The 17,030-nt window shown below is 65.0% G+C and carries 11 protein-coding genes; 5 read left to right on the top strand and 6 right to left on the bottom strand.

Going from position 1 to position 17,030, the window contains the following annotated elements:
• Window positions 1–181 precede the first annotated feature (181 nt).
• Window positions 182–400, top strand: a complete 219-nt coding sequence (locus IHE49_RS14135) for a hypothetical protein (protein WP_192158968.1) — start codon at window positions 182–184, stop codon at window positions 398–400.
• Window positions 401–472: 72 nt separating this feature from the next.
• Here IHE49_RS14135 and IHE49_RS14130 read toward each other — a convergent pair whose 3' ends face one another.
• The 4 genes from IHE49_RS14130 to IHE49_RS14115 form a co-directional block, all read right to left on the bottom strand.
• Window positions 473–2,026, bottom strand: a complete 1,554-nt coding sequence (locus IHE49_RS14130) for a response regulator (RefSeq protein ID WP_192158966.1) — start codon at window positions 2,024–2,026, stop codon at window positions 473–475.
• Between the two features lie 24 nt (window positions 2,027–2,050).
• Window positions 2,051–2,494 (bottom strand): response regulator, encoded by a 444-nt coding sequence (locus tag IHE49_RS14125; RefSeq protein ID WP_192158964.1) that lies wholly within the window; start codon window positions 2,492–2,494, stop codon window positions 2,051–2,053.
• Entirely contained in the window at window positions 2,494–4,290 is a 1,797-nt protein-coding gene (locus IHE49_RS14120) for an ATP-binding protein (RefSeq protein WP_192158962.1), read from the bottom strand. Before IHE49_RS14120 ends, IHE49_RS14125 begins: the two co-directional genes overlap by 1 nt.
• Window positions 4,291–4,876: 586 nt before the next feature.
• The gene (locus IHE49_RS14115; RefSeq protein ID WP_225578463.1) at window positions 4,877–7,180 is read right to left on the bottom strand and encodes a GH92 family glycosyl hydrolase; all 2,304 of its coding nucleotides are present in this window, start codon (window positions 7,178–7,180) and stop codon (window positions 4,877–4,879) included.
• A gap of 317 nt (window positions 7,181–7,497) precedes the next feature.
• On the opposite strand from IHE49_RS14115, the gene IHE49_RS14110 reads away from it, so the two are divergent.
• The 4 genes from IHE49_RS14110 (at window position 7,498) to IHE49_RS14095 (ending at window position 12,134) form a co-directional block, all read left to right on the top strand.
• Complete coding sequence (locus IHE49_RS14110) at window positions 7,498–8,556, top strand: LacI family DNA-binding transcriptional regulator (protein ID WP_192158956.1); 1,059 nt, start codon at window positions 7,498–7,500, stop codon at window positions 8,554–8,556.
• 118 nt (window positions 8,557–8,674) lie between these two features.
• On the top strand, window positions 8,675–9,907 hold the full coding sequence (gene fucP, locus IHE49_RS14105; protein WP_225578462.1) for an L-fucose:H+ symporter permease: 1,233 nt from the start codon (window positions 8,675–8,677) through the stop codon (window positions 9,905–9,907).
• An 8-nt stretch (window positions 9,908–9,915) separates the two neighbouring features.
• A complete protein-coding gene (locus IHE49_RS14100; RefSeq protein WP_192158950.1) occupies window positions 9,916–10,890 on the top strand; it encodes a carbohydrate kinase in 975 nt (324 codons plus the stop codon).
• Between the two features lie 11 nt (window positions 10,891–10,901).
• Entirely contained in the window at window positions 10,902–12,134 is a 1,233-nt protein-coding gene (locus IHE49_RS14095; protein ID WP_192158948.1) for an AGE family epimerase/isomerase, read from the top strand.
• A 168-nt stretch (window positions 12,135–12,302) separates the two neighbouring features.
• On the opposite strand, the gene IHE49_RS14090 is transcribed toward IHE49_RS14095, so the two are convergent.
• Both IHE49_RS14090 and IHE49_RS14085 read right to left on the bottom strand, forming a co-directional pair.
• Window positions 12,303–15,314, bottom strand: a complete 3,012-nt coding sequence (locus IHE49_RS14090; RefSeq protein WP_192158946.1) for a TonB-dependent receptor — start codon at window positions 15,312–15,314, stop codon at window positions 12,303–12,305.
• A 325-nt stretch (window positions 15,315–15,639) separates the two neighbouring features.
• Window positions 15,640–17,010, bottom strand: coding sequence for an alpha-L-fucosidase (locus tag IHE49_RS14085; RefSeq protein WP_192158944.1), 1,371 nt, complete (start codon window positions 17,008–17,010; stop codon window positions 15,640–15,642).
• Between the last annotated feature and the right edge of the window lie 20 nt (window positions 17,011–17,030).

Below are 17,030 nucleotides of genomic sequence, written 5' to 3'. Positions count from 1 at the left end.
TCAGCCACCTTCGCGCCGGCCTCGACCTCCTTGAGGATCCGGACGATCTGTTCCTCGCTGAACTTCGACTTCTTCATGCAGAGCTCCTTGGTGGGGAAACTCTACTTCCGACTGGCTCGAATCAACGAGGACGCTTCAGCTCTACTCTCGGCTCGCCCGTACTGCTGAACTGGAAGAGCATTTGCATGATGTTCTGCTTCAAATGGATGCCAACGCACCCGCGTTCGCCGCGGTCAGCCAGCGCTTTGGCGGCACCATGCAACTGGTTGGCAACTTCAATGACATTGGCGCTGGCCTCAATGTTGCAAAGGGGGTCATAGCTCGCCTCGCCTTCTATGGCTTGCAGTTGGACCTCGACACCTACTATCTGTACTCGGATGCCCGCGAGTGCACGGTTTGAGCGCTAACAACTCGTTCAAGGCGGACGGCTTCGCCGCCGCTTAGCTCCAGCGTTTGATACAAGCATCCAGCATCAAGCGGCGCCGGTCAGCGCCAATCGCAACGTACGCAACAGCTTCCTTGTGGTGACCGGCTTGTCGAGCACATGCAGGCTGGCCATGGGAGGCAGGTCGTCGCGATTCGGCGGCGCGTCCGGGCGCACCAGCATCACCACCGCACCGTCGTAGCCCTGCTCGACCAACGCGGCAAGCGTGCGGCCCCCGGTGAGCAGGTTCATATCCGCGTCCATCAGCACGAGGTCGGGCAGGCCGTGGGCACCGACCCACTGCAACGCGGCAGTGCCGCTCTGGCTGGCGCTGGCTTGATAGCCCCAGGCGTCCAGCGTGTCGATGAGCAGGGAAAGCTCGGCGGCCGCCTCGGCCACCACCAGCACGAGTTCGCCCAGACCCTCGAGATCCTCGCTGTCGTCGCCCGTCTCGCCGATGTCCACCATCTCCTGCAGCGGGATGTAGAGATCGAAACGCGTGCCATGACCCGGTGAGCTGTCCACGCGCATCACGCCGCCGTGGCTGGCGACGATGCGCTGGCACGACAGGAGGCCGAGGCCGGTGCCGTTTTCCTTGGTGGTGAAAAACGGCTCGAACAGACGCGCCAACACCTCGCGGCTCATGCCCTGGCCGCTGTCGATCACGCCGAGGCGCAGGTACTGGCCGGCATGCATCTGCTCGCCCGGCAGGAAGAAACCGGCTTCCAGTTTCAGTTGCTCCGCCTCGATGCGCAGCTCGCCGCCGCTCGGCATCGCCTGTATCGCGTTGAGGCAGAGGTTGAGCATGCATTGCTGCAATTCGGTGTGGTTGCCGGCGAACGCTAGCTCGGGCTCATCCACCCTCATCTGCATGCGTATCGCGCGCGGCACACTGCCCTTGAGCAGCAGGCCCAGCGCATCCATCAGCCCACCGAGGCGAACTTCCTCGGCACGGCGCGCGCCACGGGCAAAGGAGAGCATGGATTGCACCATCTCCAGCCCGCGCTTGCCGCAGTCGCGCACCAGTTCACCCAGCCGCGCGAGCTGCGGATCGTCGTTGCGGTGACGCAGGGTTTCGCCAGCCAGCAGCAGCGGTTGCAGCAGGTTGCGCAGGTCGTGGCTGAGGCCGCCGGCCAGCATGGCCAGGCTCTCGAAGCGCTGCGCGCGGATCAACTCTGCTTCGGCACGCTGGTTGGCGCGGTGTTCCGCAGCCTCGGCCAGCGCGCGACGCACGGCGCTGGCGAGGCGCGCCGGGTTCTGCTTGAGGATGTAGTCGGTGGCGCCGTTGCGCAGTGCCGCAATGGCCGCCTCCTCGCCCAGCGTGGCGGAGACGAAGATGAAGGGCAGGTCCTCGTCGCACTGGCGCAGCAGCTCCAGCGCGCGCTGGCCGGAGAAGCCCGGCAGGCTGAGGTCGGAGAGCACGATGTCCGGCGCGAACTCGCGCAGGGCGGCGAGATAGGTCGCCTCGTCGTCCACCACGCGCGCCTCGTGCACCAGTGCGTCGTCGGTCAGCTCGGCCAGCGCCAGCTCGGCGTCTTCGCGACTGTCCTCCACCACCAGCACCCGGATCGGACGGGTACCACAATTTTGCGAACCATGCATGGATGCATCCATTGCTCGTGGTCCTCAATCGTATTCGGGCGCCTGGTTCAACACCGCCCAGAATTGCCCCAGCGTGCGCACGGCGTTGAAGAACTGATCCACGTCCACTGGCTTGATGACGTAGGCGTTCACGCCGAGGTCCCAGCTGTGCGCCAGATCGCTTTCCTCACGCGAAGAAGAAAGGATCACCACCGGGATGCGCTTCAGTCGCTTGTCGGCACGCATGTGCTTGAGCACTTCCAGGCCATCCATGCGCGGCATCTTGATGTCCAGCAGCACCACGACGGGGTTGCCCGGTTCGCGCGTGGCCCAGGCGCCGCGGCATTGCAGCCAGTCCATGCACTCCACGCCATCCTGCAGATGCACCACCGGGTTGGCGAGATTGGCTTCGCGCAACGCGTCCAGCGACATTTCGGCGTCAGCCATGCTGTCTTCGACCAGCAGGATGGTGCGGATGTGGCGATTCATCACGAAAATCCCTCGTTGGTTATACCGGACAGGTCTCGTGCCGGCAGCGAAAAATGGAAACGCGCACCGTGATCAGGCTCGGCCTCGGCCCAGGCGCGGCCACCGTGGCGCGCGAGGATGCGCCGCACGTTGGCGAGACCGATGCCGTTACCCGGAAAGTCCGAAGCGCGGTGCAGACGCTGGAACACACCGAACAGCTTGTCAGCGTACTGCATGTCGAAACCTGCACCGTCGTCGCTCACGGTGAATACATAGTCGCCGTTGCGGCTGCGTTGCACATCCACCGCGATATGCGCGACTTCACGCTGGCCGGTGTACTTCACCGCGTTGCCGATCAGGTTCTGCCACACCGTGCGCAGCATGTTCTCGTCGCCCACCACGATGGGCAGCGGCGCCATCGACCAGCTGATCCGCCGCTCCGACGTCTCCGCCACGCACAGTGCGCGCGCCTCCTCCGCCAGCGACTGCATGTCCACCGGCTGCAGGCGCAACGCGCCGCGGCCAAGACGCGAGAACACCAGCAGGTCCTCGATCAGCTGTCCCATGCGCTGCGCCGAGTCGCCGATCACGTCGAGGTAGTGGACGCCGGTTTCGTCAACCTGCTCGCCGAGATGCTGGCGCAATTTGCGCGCGAAGCCGGCGATGTGGCGGAGCGGCGCGCGCAGATCGTGCGAGACGGAATAACTGAAGGCCTCCAGCTCGCGGTTGACATCGGTGATCTGCGCCACCTTGCCCTCCAGCTGGTGGTTCAGCTCGTTGACCTTGTGCTCGGCCAGCGCGCGCGCGGTGACGTCGCTCACGGTGAGCAGCAGCGCCTGCGCGTCACTGTCCTGCTGCTGGATGCGCCGCGCGTTGACCACCACGTGCCGGTCCACGCCGTCGGGGGTGTGCTGCACCACTTCGTAATCCCACAGTTCGCGGTCGCGCAGCAGCACGTCGTTGAGCCGCTGCAGCAGCGCGCCGTCGCTCCATGCGCCATTGCCGATCTGCGGCAACGACAGCGCGCGCTGGTGTTTCGGATCCAGCCCGTACAACTCGCCGAACGCGGCGTTCACCAGCAGGCTGCGCAATTGCTCGTCGAACAAGCCGATCGGCTCACGCACCGCCTGCACGATCATCTGCGAACGCAACACCGCGCGGCCCTCGCGGGTTTCCGCCAGCTGGCGCTTGCCGATCTGCCGTTCGGAGGTGACCACCACCACGATCAGCAACAGCAACTGCGCCAACGCAATCAGGCCGAGCACGAACTGGCTGCGGTGCACCTGCTGTTTGACATCACGGCCGCGCTCGGCCAGCAGGCGGTCAGCGGACTGCACGATGTCGTCGGTCAGCGTATTCATGCGAAACAGGTCACCGGCGTCGCGCAGCGATTGCCGCGCCCCGCCGGCATCGCCCTTGTGCATCCGCGCCAGCGCCTGGTTCACCAGCGTGATGCGGCCGTTGACCACGCTCTCCAGTGCGCCGATGCTCGCCTGCTGCTCTGGACTGTCGAGGGTCAGCGCATGCAGCTGATCCAGCAGGGACGGGATCCTGCCCCTGGCCTCGAGAGCGCGCTGCTCGACGGACGCATCGCCATCGCCGGCAAGGATGCGATAGCTCGCCGCCTCGCTGTCGCGGATCAGATAAGCGATGCGGTAGGTGAGTACCTTGATCGTACTGGCATGATTGAGCCAGAGATTGGCCTGCTGCGTCTGCTCAGCCATCACGCGCATGGCGAAGTACGGCAACGCCACGATGACGACCATCGCGAGCAGCAGGCCAGCGAAACGCCAGCGCGGCAGGCCTTGGGTTTTCATCGGACACGCAACATTGGCGACTCCGGCTCGGTAGCGCCCGGCTCCCCTTCGGACGCTCTCCCTATTCTGCGCAGGTTTGCCGGCGACGGCCAACCTGCAGGCAGTATCTGTCCAAAACTCCCGCCCCACCCTTTTCGACGTTGCAGACGAGGAACTGCGTTATCGCAAGTAACAAAGTGGCTTCGATGGCCTGCCAGCGCCCGACTTCCTGCTCTCCATGCTGATTCACGCCAGCGCAAGAGCGCTGGCGAACGGCAAAGCCTGCCCGAAGGTCGCAGGGCAGGATGCCCGGAGTCAAGAGAAACAACCAGAAAGACGGCCTCATTCAATCCACTGGGACTGCAGGCAGGCCGCGTCGAGGATTCCGGAACCGCTCCCGCCTACGCGATGGACAGCACGGCTACTCAGCACCCTATCTGGAAGCCGGGATTGTCAAGCCCGGCATCCTGCCATGGCGCTTTTCGGCAACCGCAGGCCGGTCAACCCGAACGGAAGGACGGGAAACGCCCGCCCATGACCGGGTGATGACGCAGGCATGCTGGCAGAGATCCTTTGTGCCAGCCATGCGGAGATCATGGACGGACCCTCACTGCTGCCACGCGCTCATCGACGTTGGCCGTGCCGTGGTCGCCGTGCCCCATTGCCTGTTCGGCTGCGCCTGCATCACGAAGCGCAACTCGCCGCCGGCGAGGATCTCGGCATGACGCAGGAAAACGCGATCCAGCGGCTTGCCGTTGAGCGTGACCGATCCGACATACGGGTGCGCGTCGTCCATGTGCTCGGCCACGATGGTGAACGCGTGCCCGTTCGGCAGATGCAGCACGGCCTTCGGCACGAAGGGGCGGCCGATGGCGTATTCGTCGCTGGCCGGGGTGACGGGGTAGAAACCCAGCGCGGTGAAGATGTACCAGGCCGACATCTGGCCGAGGTCGTCGTTGCCGACGAGGCCGTCCGGCTTGACGCCGTACTGGCTGTCCATGATCTGCTTCAGCCGCTGCTGCGTCTTCCAGGGCGCGCCGGCGTAGTCGTAGAGATAGGCAATGTGATGGCTGGGTTCGTTGCCGTGCGCGTACCAGCCGATCAGGCCGGTGATGTCTTCCACGTTCTTGAAGATCGCCGGGTCCACCTTGGCGTCGAACATCTGGTCCAGCTTGCCAGTGAACTTCGCGTCGCCGCCATAGGCGGCCACCAGGCCCGCCACGTCCTGCGGCACATACCACGAGTATTGCCACGCATTGGCTTCGGTGTAGTCGCTGCCGTAGGCGGCCGAGGTGGGGTCGAACGGCGTGCGGAACTGGCCGTTGCTGAGCTTCGCGCGCATGAAACTGGTCTGCGGATCCCACACGTTGCGCCAGTTGGCCGCACGCTTTTCAAAGGTGGCGTAGACATCGTTCTTGCCCAGCGCCTTGGCCATCTGCGCGATGGCCCAGTCGTCGTAGGCGTATTCCTGGGTCTTGGAGCCGGCCTCCGTCTCCTTGTCGATGGGCACGTAACCGAGCTTCATGTAATCGGCGAGGTCGCCATAGTTGCCGTAGGTGGCCGTGGACACCATGGCCTTCAGCGCCTGGTCCGCATCGAAGCCGCGCACGCCCTTGATGTAGGCGTCGGCGATGATCGCCACCGCGTGGTAGCCCGTCATGCACCAGGTTTCCAGGCCCTGGTACGCCCACACCGGCAGCATGCCGAACGGGCTGGCCTTCTGCGCGGCGATCAGGGAGCGGATGAACTGCGTGCTGAGGTCGGGCCGCAGCAGCACCATCAACGGCTCCTCGGCACGGTACACGTCCCACATCGACCAGCTCGAATAGAACTCGAAGCCGTCCGCCTTGTGCACCTGGTGGTCGGGGCCACGGTATTCCCCGTTCACGTCCATGCTCAGCGTGGGCGCGAGCATGGCGTGGTAGAGAGAAGTGTAGAAGCCGGTGCGCTGCTCCGGCGTGCCTTCCACGTCGATGGCGGACAGCGCCTTGTTCCAGGCCGCGGTGGCGCTGGCGTGGCGTGCGTCGAAATCCCAGCCCTTGCCGTCCTGGTCGAGGTTGGCGACGGCATTGGCTTCACTTACCGGGGAGATCGCCACCTTCGCCAGCAGCGGCTTGCCGAGGTTGCCGAAGTCGAACACGCCTTCCAGTGCACGGCCGTTTTCGGCGTCATTGTCCTGCGGCTGGTTGCCCGGCCCCTTGAAGCCGTTGTAGACCAGACCCGTCTCGCGGTTGTATAGCGTGCGCGAAGTCATCGGCTGGCTGAAGCGCATCGCGAAGCACAGCTCGCGCCCGGGCGCCCAGCCGCGCGTGGTGCGGCAACCCGTCACCGTGCCGTCCGCACGCACGCGCAGATCGGACCACAGCACCTTGCCGGGGTAGTCGTAGATGCTGGGGCGGAAATCCAGCAGCACGTGTGCCGGCTTGTCCTTGGGGAAGGTGTAGCGGTGCCAGCCGATGCGCGGCGAGGCCGTAAGTTCCGCCCGCACGCCGTAATCGCTCAGGGTGACCGCGTAGTAGCCGGCCTGCTCCACCTCGGTGCCGTGGCTGAAGCGCGAGCGGTAGCCGCTACCTGGCTTGTCCGCATCGCCCGGATCCAGCTTCACGTCGCCGGCGATCGGCATCACCAGCACGTCGCCCATGTCCGAATGGCCGGAGCCGGAGAAGTGCGTGTGCGAGAAACCCATGATCGTGCCGTCGCCGTACTGGTAGCCGGCGGCCCATTTGTAGGCATGCTTGAAGTCCGGCATCGCGGTATCGGGCGACAGCTGGATCATGCCGAAGGGCACCGTCGCGCCCGGGAAGGTATGGCCGTCGCCGCCAGTGCCGATGCGCGGATCGACCGCAGCCGCATTGCCGCCCGTGGCCGCCGCCAACGCGCCACCGCTGGACAAGGCCAGCGACACCGCCATCGCGAGTGCCGAACAAACCTGCTTGCCGCGCTGCTTCATGGGTCGCCCCTTCGATTGCTTTGTAAAAGGTGCGGCCAGGACGGCCACCCTTCGGTTCCAGTGATCGTGGATCATCGCGAAGGCCCGGGCTCCAGCCGTGGTTGACCGTCGGCCCTCGCGATCAAAGACGACCAAAACCCTGCCGATCGCAAAAAATTTGAATCGTTCCAACCCGGGGACGCTACCATTGCGGCAGGGATATGTGCATGTTGCAACGCGGAACCACGCGTGCCGCGCATACGCTACATTTTGATCGTTCCAATCAACCTTAGACGAGCATGGCAACGGACACCACGCCTCACGCCAACCGCAAGATCACTCTCGCCGACATCGCCGCAGGCTGCGACGTGTCGCGGGCCACGGTGTCGCTGGTGTTGCGCGGCAGCCCGCTGGTCAACAAGGTCACCCGCGCCCGCGTCGAGGAGGAACTGCGCCGCCAAGGTTACGTCTACAACCGCGCCGCGGCCAACCTGCGCCGGCGTACCTCGTCCAGCATCGCGCTGGTTCTCAACGACCTCGCCAATCCGTTCTTCGCCGAATTTGCCACCGGCGTGGACGAGGCGCTCGGCGGCGCCGGCTACGTCACCCTGCTGGGCAGCACCGGGGAATCGATCGCACGCGAGCAGGCGGTGCTCGGCTCGCTGCTGGAGCACGATCCGGCCGGGGTGATCCTCTCGCCCGCGGAAGGCAGCGATGCAGGCCAGGTGCTGAAGACCATCGGCGTGCGCACGCCGCTGCTGCTGTTCAACCGCGAACTCGCCGGCAAGGCCTCGTCCGACGCGCCATGGGACCGGCTGATGCTGGACAACCAGCGCGGCGCGCGGCTGGCGACTGAACACCTGATCGCGCTGGGCCAGAAGCGCATCGCCTTCTTTGGCGGCCACGCGAATTCAAGCTCCTGCCAGCAACGCCATGCCGGCTACGTCGAGGCCATGAAGGCGGCAGGCCTGCCGATCGAACCGCACTGGCGCATCGAGTGCGCACCGAACCGCGTGGACGCGGCGGCGCAGTGCGGCGCACTGTTCTTCGACTCGCCCGCACCCACCGCGGCGGTCTGCTACAACGACGCGGTGGCGCTGGGCCTGATGCTGGGCCTGTACCAGCGCGGCATCCGGCCCGGCCGCGACTTCGCCGTGACCGGCTTCGACGACATCGCCGAAGCCGCGTTGAGCGCACCGCCGCTTACCACGCTTGCCTCCATGCCGCGCGCGCGCGGGCGCCAGGCCGCCGAACTGCTGTTGCGCCGCCTCGGCGAGCCGGAGGCCGAGCCACAGCGCACCGTGTTCCCGGTGCAACTGGTCGTGCGGGGCAGTAGCTGCCCGCCGCCCACGCCCTGATTCATCGCACTACCCATCGCTCCAGGGGAACCGAATGGCCTTTGCCTCCGCACCAACGCCCTCTTCCGCCGCCCATGCCGGCGCCGACGGCGGCCGCTTCACCGATTACCCGGCGGCGATGGCGTCCTGCACGGTGATCTTCTTCATGTGGGGCTTCCTGACCAGCCTCAACGACGTGCTGATCCCGCATTTGAAGGCGTTATTCACGCTCGACTACACCCAGGCGATGCTGGTGCAGTTCGTGTTCTTCGGCGCCTATTTCCTGATGTCGCTGCCCGCGGGCAAGCTGGTGGAACGGATCGGCTTCAAGTTCGGCATGGTGGTTGGCTTGCTGGTCGCCGGCGTCGGTGCTGCGATGTTCTGGCCGGCCGCGCGGTGGCAAAACTACGACCTGTTCCTGGCGGCCTTCTTCGTGCTCGCCACCGGCATCACCGTGCTGCAGGTGGCGGCCAATCCCTACGTCGGCCTGCTCGGGCCGGAGCGCACCGCGTCCAGCCGGCTGACGCTGGCGCAGACACTCAATTCACTGGGCACCACGCTGGGCCCGAAGCTGGGCGGCATCGTGATCCTCGGCACCATCCTCGGCGCGGATCAGATCAGCAAGCTGTCCGACACCCAGCTTGCCGCCTACCACGTGCAGCAGGCGCAACTGGTGCAGGTGCCATACCTGGTGCTGGCCGCGCTGCTGGTGCTGCTGGCGCTGTTCGTCTGGTGGGTGCGCCTGCCTTCGCGGCTGGGCAATGTCGTCGCCGCCGATCGCGATCATTCGCTGTGGGATGCGCTGCGCGTTCCGCACGTTGCCTACGCGGTAGTCGCGATCTTCTGCTACGTCGGCGCGGAAGTGGCCATCGGCAGCTTCCTGATCAGCTACCTGTCGCAGCCGGAGATCGGCAACATCAGCGAAGCGCACGCGGCCGACTACGTGGCCTATTACTGGGGCGGCGCGATGCTGGGGCGTTTCATCGGCACCTTCCTGCTGGCCCGCTTCGATCCACGCAAGCTGCTGGCGCTGTTCGCCGCCATCGCCGGCATGCTGGTGCTGGCCAGCATGCTCAGCTATCACGGCCTGGCGATGTACAGCATCGTGGCGGTGGGTCTGTTCAACTCGATCATGTTCCCGACTATCTTCGCGCTGGGCATCGAGCGCCTCGGCCCCTTGACCGACAAGGCTTCCAGCCTGCTGGTGATGGCCATCGTCGGCGGCGCGGTGATTCCGTATATCCAGGGCGCATTGGCCGACCACCTTGGCATCCACCATGCCTTCGTGCTGCCGCTGCTGTGCTACGCCTACATCATCTTCTACGGTCGCAGCGGATCGAAGATCCGTGATGTCGCCGCCAATCAGGGATAATTCTCGCAATGCGTTCCGTACTCTGCTTCGGCGAAGCGCTGATCGATTTCCACGCCGAAGGCCGCGACACGCACGGCTACCCGCGTGCCTTCGTGCCCTTTGCCGGTGGCGCGCCCGCCAACGTGGCGGTGGCCGTGGCGAAGCTGGGCGGTGCCGCGCGCTTCGCCGGCATGCTGGGCACCGACCTGTTCGGCGACCTGCTGCTGGACAGCCTGAAGCACGCCAATGTGGACACCCGCGACGTGACGCGCACCGGCGAAGCGAACACCGCGCTGGCCTTCGTGGCGCTGGATGCGCACGGCGACCGCAGTTTCAGCTTCTATCGCCCCCCTTCCGCCGACCTGCTGTTCCGCCCCGAGCACTTCCGCGCGGATGCGTTCGACGGCACCGCCGTGTTCCACATCTGCTCCAACAGCATGACCGAACCCGGCGCGGCGGAAACCACCCGCGAAGGCATGCGCCGCGCACGCGACGCCGGTGCGCTGGTGAGCTTCGACCTCAACCTGCGCCCCGCGCTGTGGCCGCGCGACGTGGACGCTCGCGCACACGTCTGGCCGGCGCTGCAACTGGCCGACCTGGTGAAGCTCAGCGCCGAGGAATTCGAGTGGCTGGCGGTGGACGGCGAAGAGGCCGTGCTGGACCGCCTCTGGCAGGGCCATGCACGCCTGCTGGTAGTCACCGATGGCCCGAACCCGCTGCGCTGGTTCCATCCCGACGCCGACGGCGAACTACCCGCCTATCGCGTGCCGATGGTGGACAGCACGGCCGCGGGCGACGCCTTCGTTGGCGGCCTGCTGCAGCAGATCGCTGAACAGCAGATCGGCGCCCGCGACCTCGACACGCTGGTCGCCACGCTGCCGCGCCTGCACGCCACGTTGCGCCACGCCGCCGCCGCCGCCGCGATCGCAGTGACGCGCCAGGGCTCGTTCGTCTCGCTGCCGACCACCGACGAAGTTCTCGCTTTCATGGCAACACACTCCTGAGTCCCGCATTCATGACCCACGTACTGCCCGCCACGCCGCTCCCCGACTTCAATTCCCCGGCCTTCCTGCGCCGGCACATCGCCGACACCATGGCGTTCTACCACCCGCGCGCGATCGATCCGGCCGGCGGCTTCTTCCACTATTACAAGGACGATGGCGCGATCTACGACCGCAGCCACCGCCACCTGGTGAGCAGCACGCGCTTCGTCTTCAACTACGCGATGGCCGCCATCGAATTCGCCGACGACACCACACTCGCCGCCGAGTACCACGACGCCTTGCGGCACGGCCTGCGCTACCTGCGCGACGTGCATCGCAATGCGCAGAGCGGCGGTTACACATGGACGATCCGCGACGGCGTGCCGGAAGACCGCACCAACCACGCCTACGGCGTCGCCTTCGTGCTGCTGGCCTACTCCAGCGCGCTGAAAGCCGGCGTCGCCGAAGCCGGCGCGTGGATGGAAGAAACGTGGAATCTGCTCGAACACCGCTTCTGGGATGCCGAGGCCGGGCTGTACCGCGACGAGGCCGATGCGGACTGGAACTTCGGCAGCTACCGCGGCCAGAACGCCAACATGCACATGTGCGAGGCGATGCTCGCCGCGTATCAGGCCAGCGACGACGTGCGCTACCTCGACCGCGCGCTCACGCTCGCCGACCACATGACGCGCCGCCAGGCCGCGCTGGCCGACGGCCTGGTGTGGGAGCACTACGACACGCAGTGGCACATCGACTGGAACTACAACAAGGACAACCCGAAGCACCTGTTCCGTCCGTGGGGTTTCCAGCCCGGCCACCAGACCGAATGGGCCAAGCTGCTGATGATCCTCGAACCGCTGCTGCTGGAACGCAACCGCGAGGAACACTGGATCCTGCCCGTCGCACGCCACCTGTTCGATACCGCGGTGAAGCACGCCTGGGACGAGACGCATGGCGGCCTGTGCTACGGCTTCGCACCCGACGGCAGTGTGTGCGACGACGACAAGTATTTCTGGGTGCAGGCCGAATCGCTCGCCGCTGCGGCCCTGCTGCATGCGCGCACCGGCGACGCCAGCTACGCCGCATGGCACGACAAGCTGTGGGCGTATTCGTGGAAGCACTTCGTCGACCACGAATACGGCGCGTGGTACCGCATCCTCACCCGCGACAACCGCAAGTACAGCGACGAGAAGAGCCCCGCCGGCAAGGTGGACTACCACACCATGGGTGCGTGCTACGAGCTACTGCAGTTGCACGAGCGCTGACAGCAGCCACGCTTTTGTTCCGCACATGCCCGCGCAAGCGGGCATGTTTTTTTGCGCTTCCGGGTAGCCGCAATGCGATAGCCGCAGAGGACGGCATGTCCCTCCCGTCATGTAAAAAAACGCCCCGGTCGAAACCGGGGCGTCGGGGAAAGCCCAACCTGAGAGGGATCAGTTGAGCTTGTAGTCAAAGGTCAGGAACAACTCACGACCGTCGTACTCGCTGCCGGTCTGTCCGGTCGTGACGAATTCGAAGCCGCCGGCGTAGTACGGGATCGAAGAGACCTTGTTGAAGATGTTGGACACGGTGAAGCTCAGCTTGGTCTCCGGGTTGATCTGCCAGCCAAGCGAACCGCTCCAGGTGATCCACGCCGGCACGTGGCCGTAGTAGACGGTGTCGTTGACGGTTACCCCGCCGATCTGGCAGACGCCGGTATCGACCGTCGTCCCGTCGGGGCTGACGACAGCCACCGGGCTCGGCTGGATGCCATTGGGCAGCGTGTTGCAGTTACCGTAGCCTGGCGCGCGCATGCGGCCATCGCGCACGCCGGAGAGCGACGCGTTCCAGTCGCCCTTCTGCCAGGTGCCGATCCAGGTGACCCTGCTCGCCACATTCTGGTAACGGGTGTTCAGCAACGGGTCGGAAGACAGCACGCGCTGCTTGTACGAGAGGTTGTCGGTGTAGTTGACGCTGGTGGTGAAATTGCCGTAGTCCTCGGTATTCAGCTTGTACTCCAGCGTGGCATCGACACCGCTCACGTACAGCGAGGCCTCGTTGATCGGGCCGGATTGCACTGAAGTGATTTGGCCTGCCGCATTGCGCTGCACATCCGCTATCACCATCTGGCAATACGCCGATCCCTGTACGTGCGCGGTGTACGGTGTCAGACCCGTTGAGCCGTCCGGCTGATAGCCGGTAAGGCAGCCAGCCTCGTCCTGGAGCACGGTGCCCTGGCTGATGTACTCGATGGCGTTGCTCACACCCATGTGCCAGTAGTCGGCAGACACCGACAAGCCCTGCACGCCCGGAACCTGCCACACGAAACCATAGGTCCAGGAGTGGCCAGTCTGCGGCACCAGGCCCGGGCCGCCGACCGTTGTCGCCTCGTACCACTGCGACTGGGGACGTTGAATACTGCCGTTGCACCAGGTGCTCGAGGTGTTGCCCGCCTTGATGGCGTTGATGCAACTCAGGTAATCCTCGTAAATGCCTTGCGGTACGACGGAGCCGCCCTGGTAGATCGCCTCCATGTCCGGCGCCTTGAAATTGGTGCCGTAGCTGCCGCGGATCAGCAGGCTGTCGAGCGGTCGCCATTCGAGGCCGGTGCCCCAGGTGCGGGCAATGTCGGCGCTGCTGGCGTCGTGGTACTTGTCGAGGCGGCCGGAGATGGTCCAGGTCACCGAGTCCAGCACCGGCACGCGGAACTCGGTGCCCAGCGAAAGGCGCTGGCGGCTGCCGCCGCCAAAGTTGTCGTTATAGAAGGGATCCACGAAGGTCGCGCCGTTGGCCTCGCGCGGATCCGGCGACAGCAGGAAATCGTTGTCCGCAGCTTCCAGCACGGCTGCCCAACCCACCGACTCGTCCACCCACGGTAACTTGAACAGGTCACCGTTGACGCGGAACTGCGCCTGGTTCAGCGACGACTCCGCCGTGTTCTCGCCATTGACCGCGAACTGGCTGTATTGCTGCGGCGTGATGGGGTTCCAGAAGCGCTGCCAGTTGACGGCATAGATGGGCAGCCCACCGGCGGTGGTTCCCGTTTGCTGGCCGAGGAAGAAGTTGTTCATGGCCGCCTGGTCCATGCCCGTAAAGTCCTCGCGCACGATGTACTTCTGGCTATTGAGGCTGAAGTCCCAGTTGAAGTTGCCGTCGAACATGGTGCCGCGCAGGCCGGCCGTGATGTTCCAGTTCTGCTCGCGGTCATGGGTATTGGCGGACGTGCCGATTTCCTGCGCGGTCAACTGGCGGTCGAGCGCGTTGATGGTCTGCCCCGTGGTCGAGTCATAGAACGGGCTGCCGTAGCCAAAGAAGGGCAACTGGGTCTGGGAGATACCCACCGAGTCGTACAGGGCCGCCGAGCCGTAGAGTTGCAGGCCATTGCTGAAATCGTATTCGCCAGCCAGGTAACCGTTGTTGGTGCGGCTGCCCGGCGTCAGCACCCAGTTCTGGAACAGGTTGGGCTGCGAGCAGAAGGAGCCGTTGTCGGTCGTCCCGGTGATCTGGGTGCCGCTGGTGGTGACGCTGTGCGATTCGCTCAACTGCGAGTTGCTGAACTTGCCACAGGTGCCCGCCGGCGGCGTGATGAACTGGCCATTGCCGTTCGTCGCGGAGAGAGCGATGGCGCCGGCCGGAGCGTACTGGTAGCCGAACATGCGGTCGGCCGCGTTCCAGGAACCATAGCCTGCATCGGACACCGAATCCTGGTACGGACGATCGCTGCCCCACAAGGCCGTGCGGTTGGACTTCTCCACGTTGTAGAGAATGTGCCAGTTTTCGCCGGACTTGCCACCGAAGAAATTGATGTCGCCATAGGAACGGCCGCCACGGGTGGCGCCGCCACCGGTGACCTGCAGGTCGTCACCCTGGTAGTTCTTCTTCAGGATCACGTTGACCACGCCCGCCACCGCATCCGAACCGTAGATCGACGAGGCACCGGAGGCCAGGATCTCGACATGGTCGATCATGCCGCTAGGCAGGTTTGCGTAGTTCTGGAAGTTGCTCTGCCCGTACAGCGGCTGCGCGTAATCCACCACGCGAACGCCGTTAATCAGCAGCAGGCTGAAGCCCGGACCCAGGTTGCGCAGATTCACCGGGCGCGCATTCACCGCGGTGGCTCCCCAACTGGCCGGATCCTGCGGCTGCTGGCCCATCTGCGGCAGCGAATCCAGGAATTCCCACAGCGTGGTGAAGCCCTGCTGTTTGATCTGCGTGCCGCTGATGGAAACCACAGGCGCGGGACCTTCGACTTCCACGCGCGGGATCATCGAGCCGGTGACGGTGACCGTCTGCAGCTGCTTGGCCTTGTTCTGGTCAGGCTGCCCGCTGGACGAGCTCGTCTGCGACGAACTGGACTGGGCATCGGCAGCCGTAGCCGTCTGCGCCTGGACGGCGAGCGGCGACAGCAGCGCGATGGAAAGCGCACTCACGAGTGTGGTGCGACGCAAAGCGATGGCGTGACGCATGGGAACCCCTCCCTCAAAAATGTTGTTTGCCGTTGTCGCACGACCTGGCGAGAACACCCCAGACTCGCCTAGTCCTGCTGGTTTCTTTTGCCACCGACTCGATTGGATCGAGTCAAATTCCAATCGGGCCGATCTACAATCTTGTCTGCGTAGGCTGACAAATTTGCGCGGAACTTCCTGCGCCAGTTTGCAAGCCTGAAATCCTTGGCGTTATTTAGATCGATCCATATATGAAGCTATCATTCACCCATGAACGATGCAAGCGGCATTGCAATATGCCGGTAACGCCGGCCTGGCAAGGCCAGGCTGGGCGCCATGCCGTGGCTCAATTGCTCTCGATCGGCTTCACTTCGTCATGGAACAGCTTCACCGGGCCGTCCAGCGTGAGTGCCAGCACGGTAACCTCGGGGTCCAGCGTGTCCGCCGGCAGGTCGACGTAGAGCAAGCCCGGGACTTTGCTCCAATAAGCCTTGCCCACCACCTGCGTGTCGAGCGTGGTGCCGTTGCCGACCACGCGTGCGTGCAGCACGCGGTTCATCAGGCCCTTCACCAGCACCGGTCCGTTTGGACGTCCATCCACGAACAGGTACAGCGTGCTGCCGTCCTTGGACAAGGTACTGGAGCCTGCGTAGTAGTCCTTGGGGATGCCGGCCTGGGTGCCGTAGATCGCCTCGGCGTTCTTGTGCGTCCAGCGACCGATTTCCTTCAGCGTGTCGACTTCCTGCTGCGGAATCGTGCCGTCGGGGCGCGGACCGATGTCCAGCAGCAGGTTGCCACCCATGCCGATGGTGTCCGCAAGTATCCGGATCAGCTGGTTGGCACTCTTGAAGTGGTCGTCGTTCGGCTGCCAGCCCCAGGAGTTGTTCATGGTCATGCACAGCTCCCAGTATTTCTGGGGCGGCGGCGTGATCGGCACGCCCTGCTCGGGCGTGGCGTAGTCGCCATAACCGGCGAGGCGCGAGTTGATGATGGCCATGGGGTTGCGCGCCAGCAGCATCCCGCGCACCTCCTTGGCGTGCCACTCCTCGGCGCTGTGCTCCCAGTCGCCGTCGAACCAGTACAGGTCGGGGTTGTAGCGCTGCGACAGATCCTTTAACTGGCCCTGGTAGTACTGCACGAAACGGTTCCACCGCGCGGGATCGGCCTTGGCGTCGTAGCGCGACTCGGTCTTGGTGAAGCCCGGATAGTCCGGATACGACCAGTCGATCAGCGAGAAATACAGGCCTACCTTGACGCCGTCCTTGCGCAAGGCCTGCACGAACGGCCCCACCAGGTCGCGCCGGGCCGGCGTGTCTTTCACCACGTTGAGGCCCTGTGCGGTATCCCACAGCGCCACGCCATCGTGGTGCTTGGCGGTGAGCACCGCATAGCGCGCGCCGCTTTCGCGGATCAGGTCGGCCCAACCCTGCGGATGGTAGTTCGCCGCAGTGAAGCCCTTGAGTTGCTGCATGTAGTGGTCGTAGCTGACATAGCCGTCGAAGAACGACCACGACTCGTCGATGCCGTCCACCGCGTAGATGCCGTAGTGGATGAAGATGCCGAACTTCGCATCTGCGAACCATTGCATGCGCTGCGCTTCGGTGGGCGCAGTCGTGGAGGCCGGCGACGAGCCCGTCGGTGTCGCGGCATGCACGGCGAGGCTGGCGCAGGCAGAGGCAAGCAGCAGGACGATCCGCCGGCAGAATTTACTTGGCATGGGTTTGCGAGAAAGTGCTT

The organism is Rhodanobacter sp. 7MK24 (assembly GCF_014842995.1).
Lineage (GTDB): Bacteria > Pseudomonadota > Gammaproteobacteria > Xanthomonadales > Rhodanobacteraceae > Rhodanobacter_A.
This window is presented reverse-complemented; position numbering and strand designations above follow the sequence as displayed.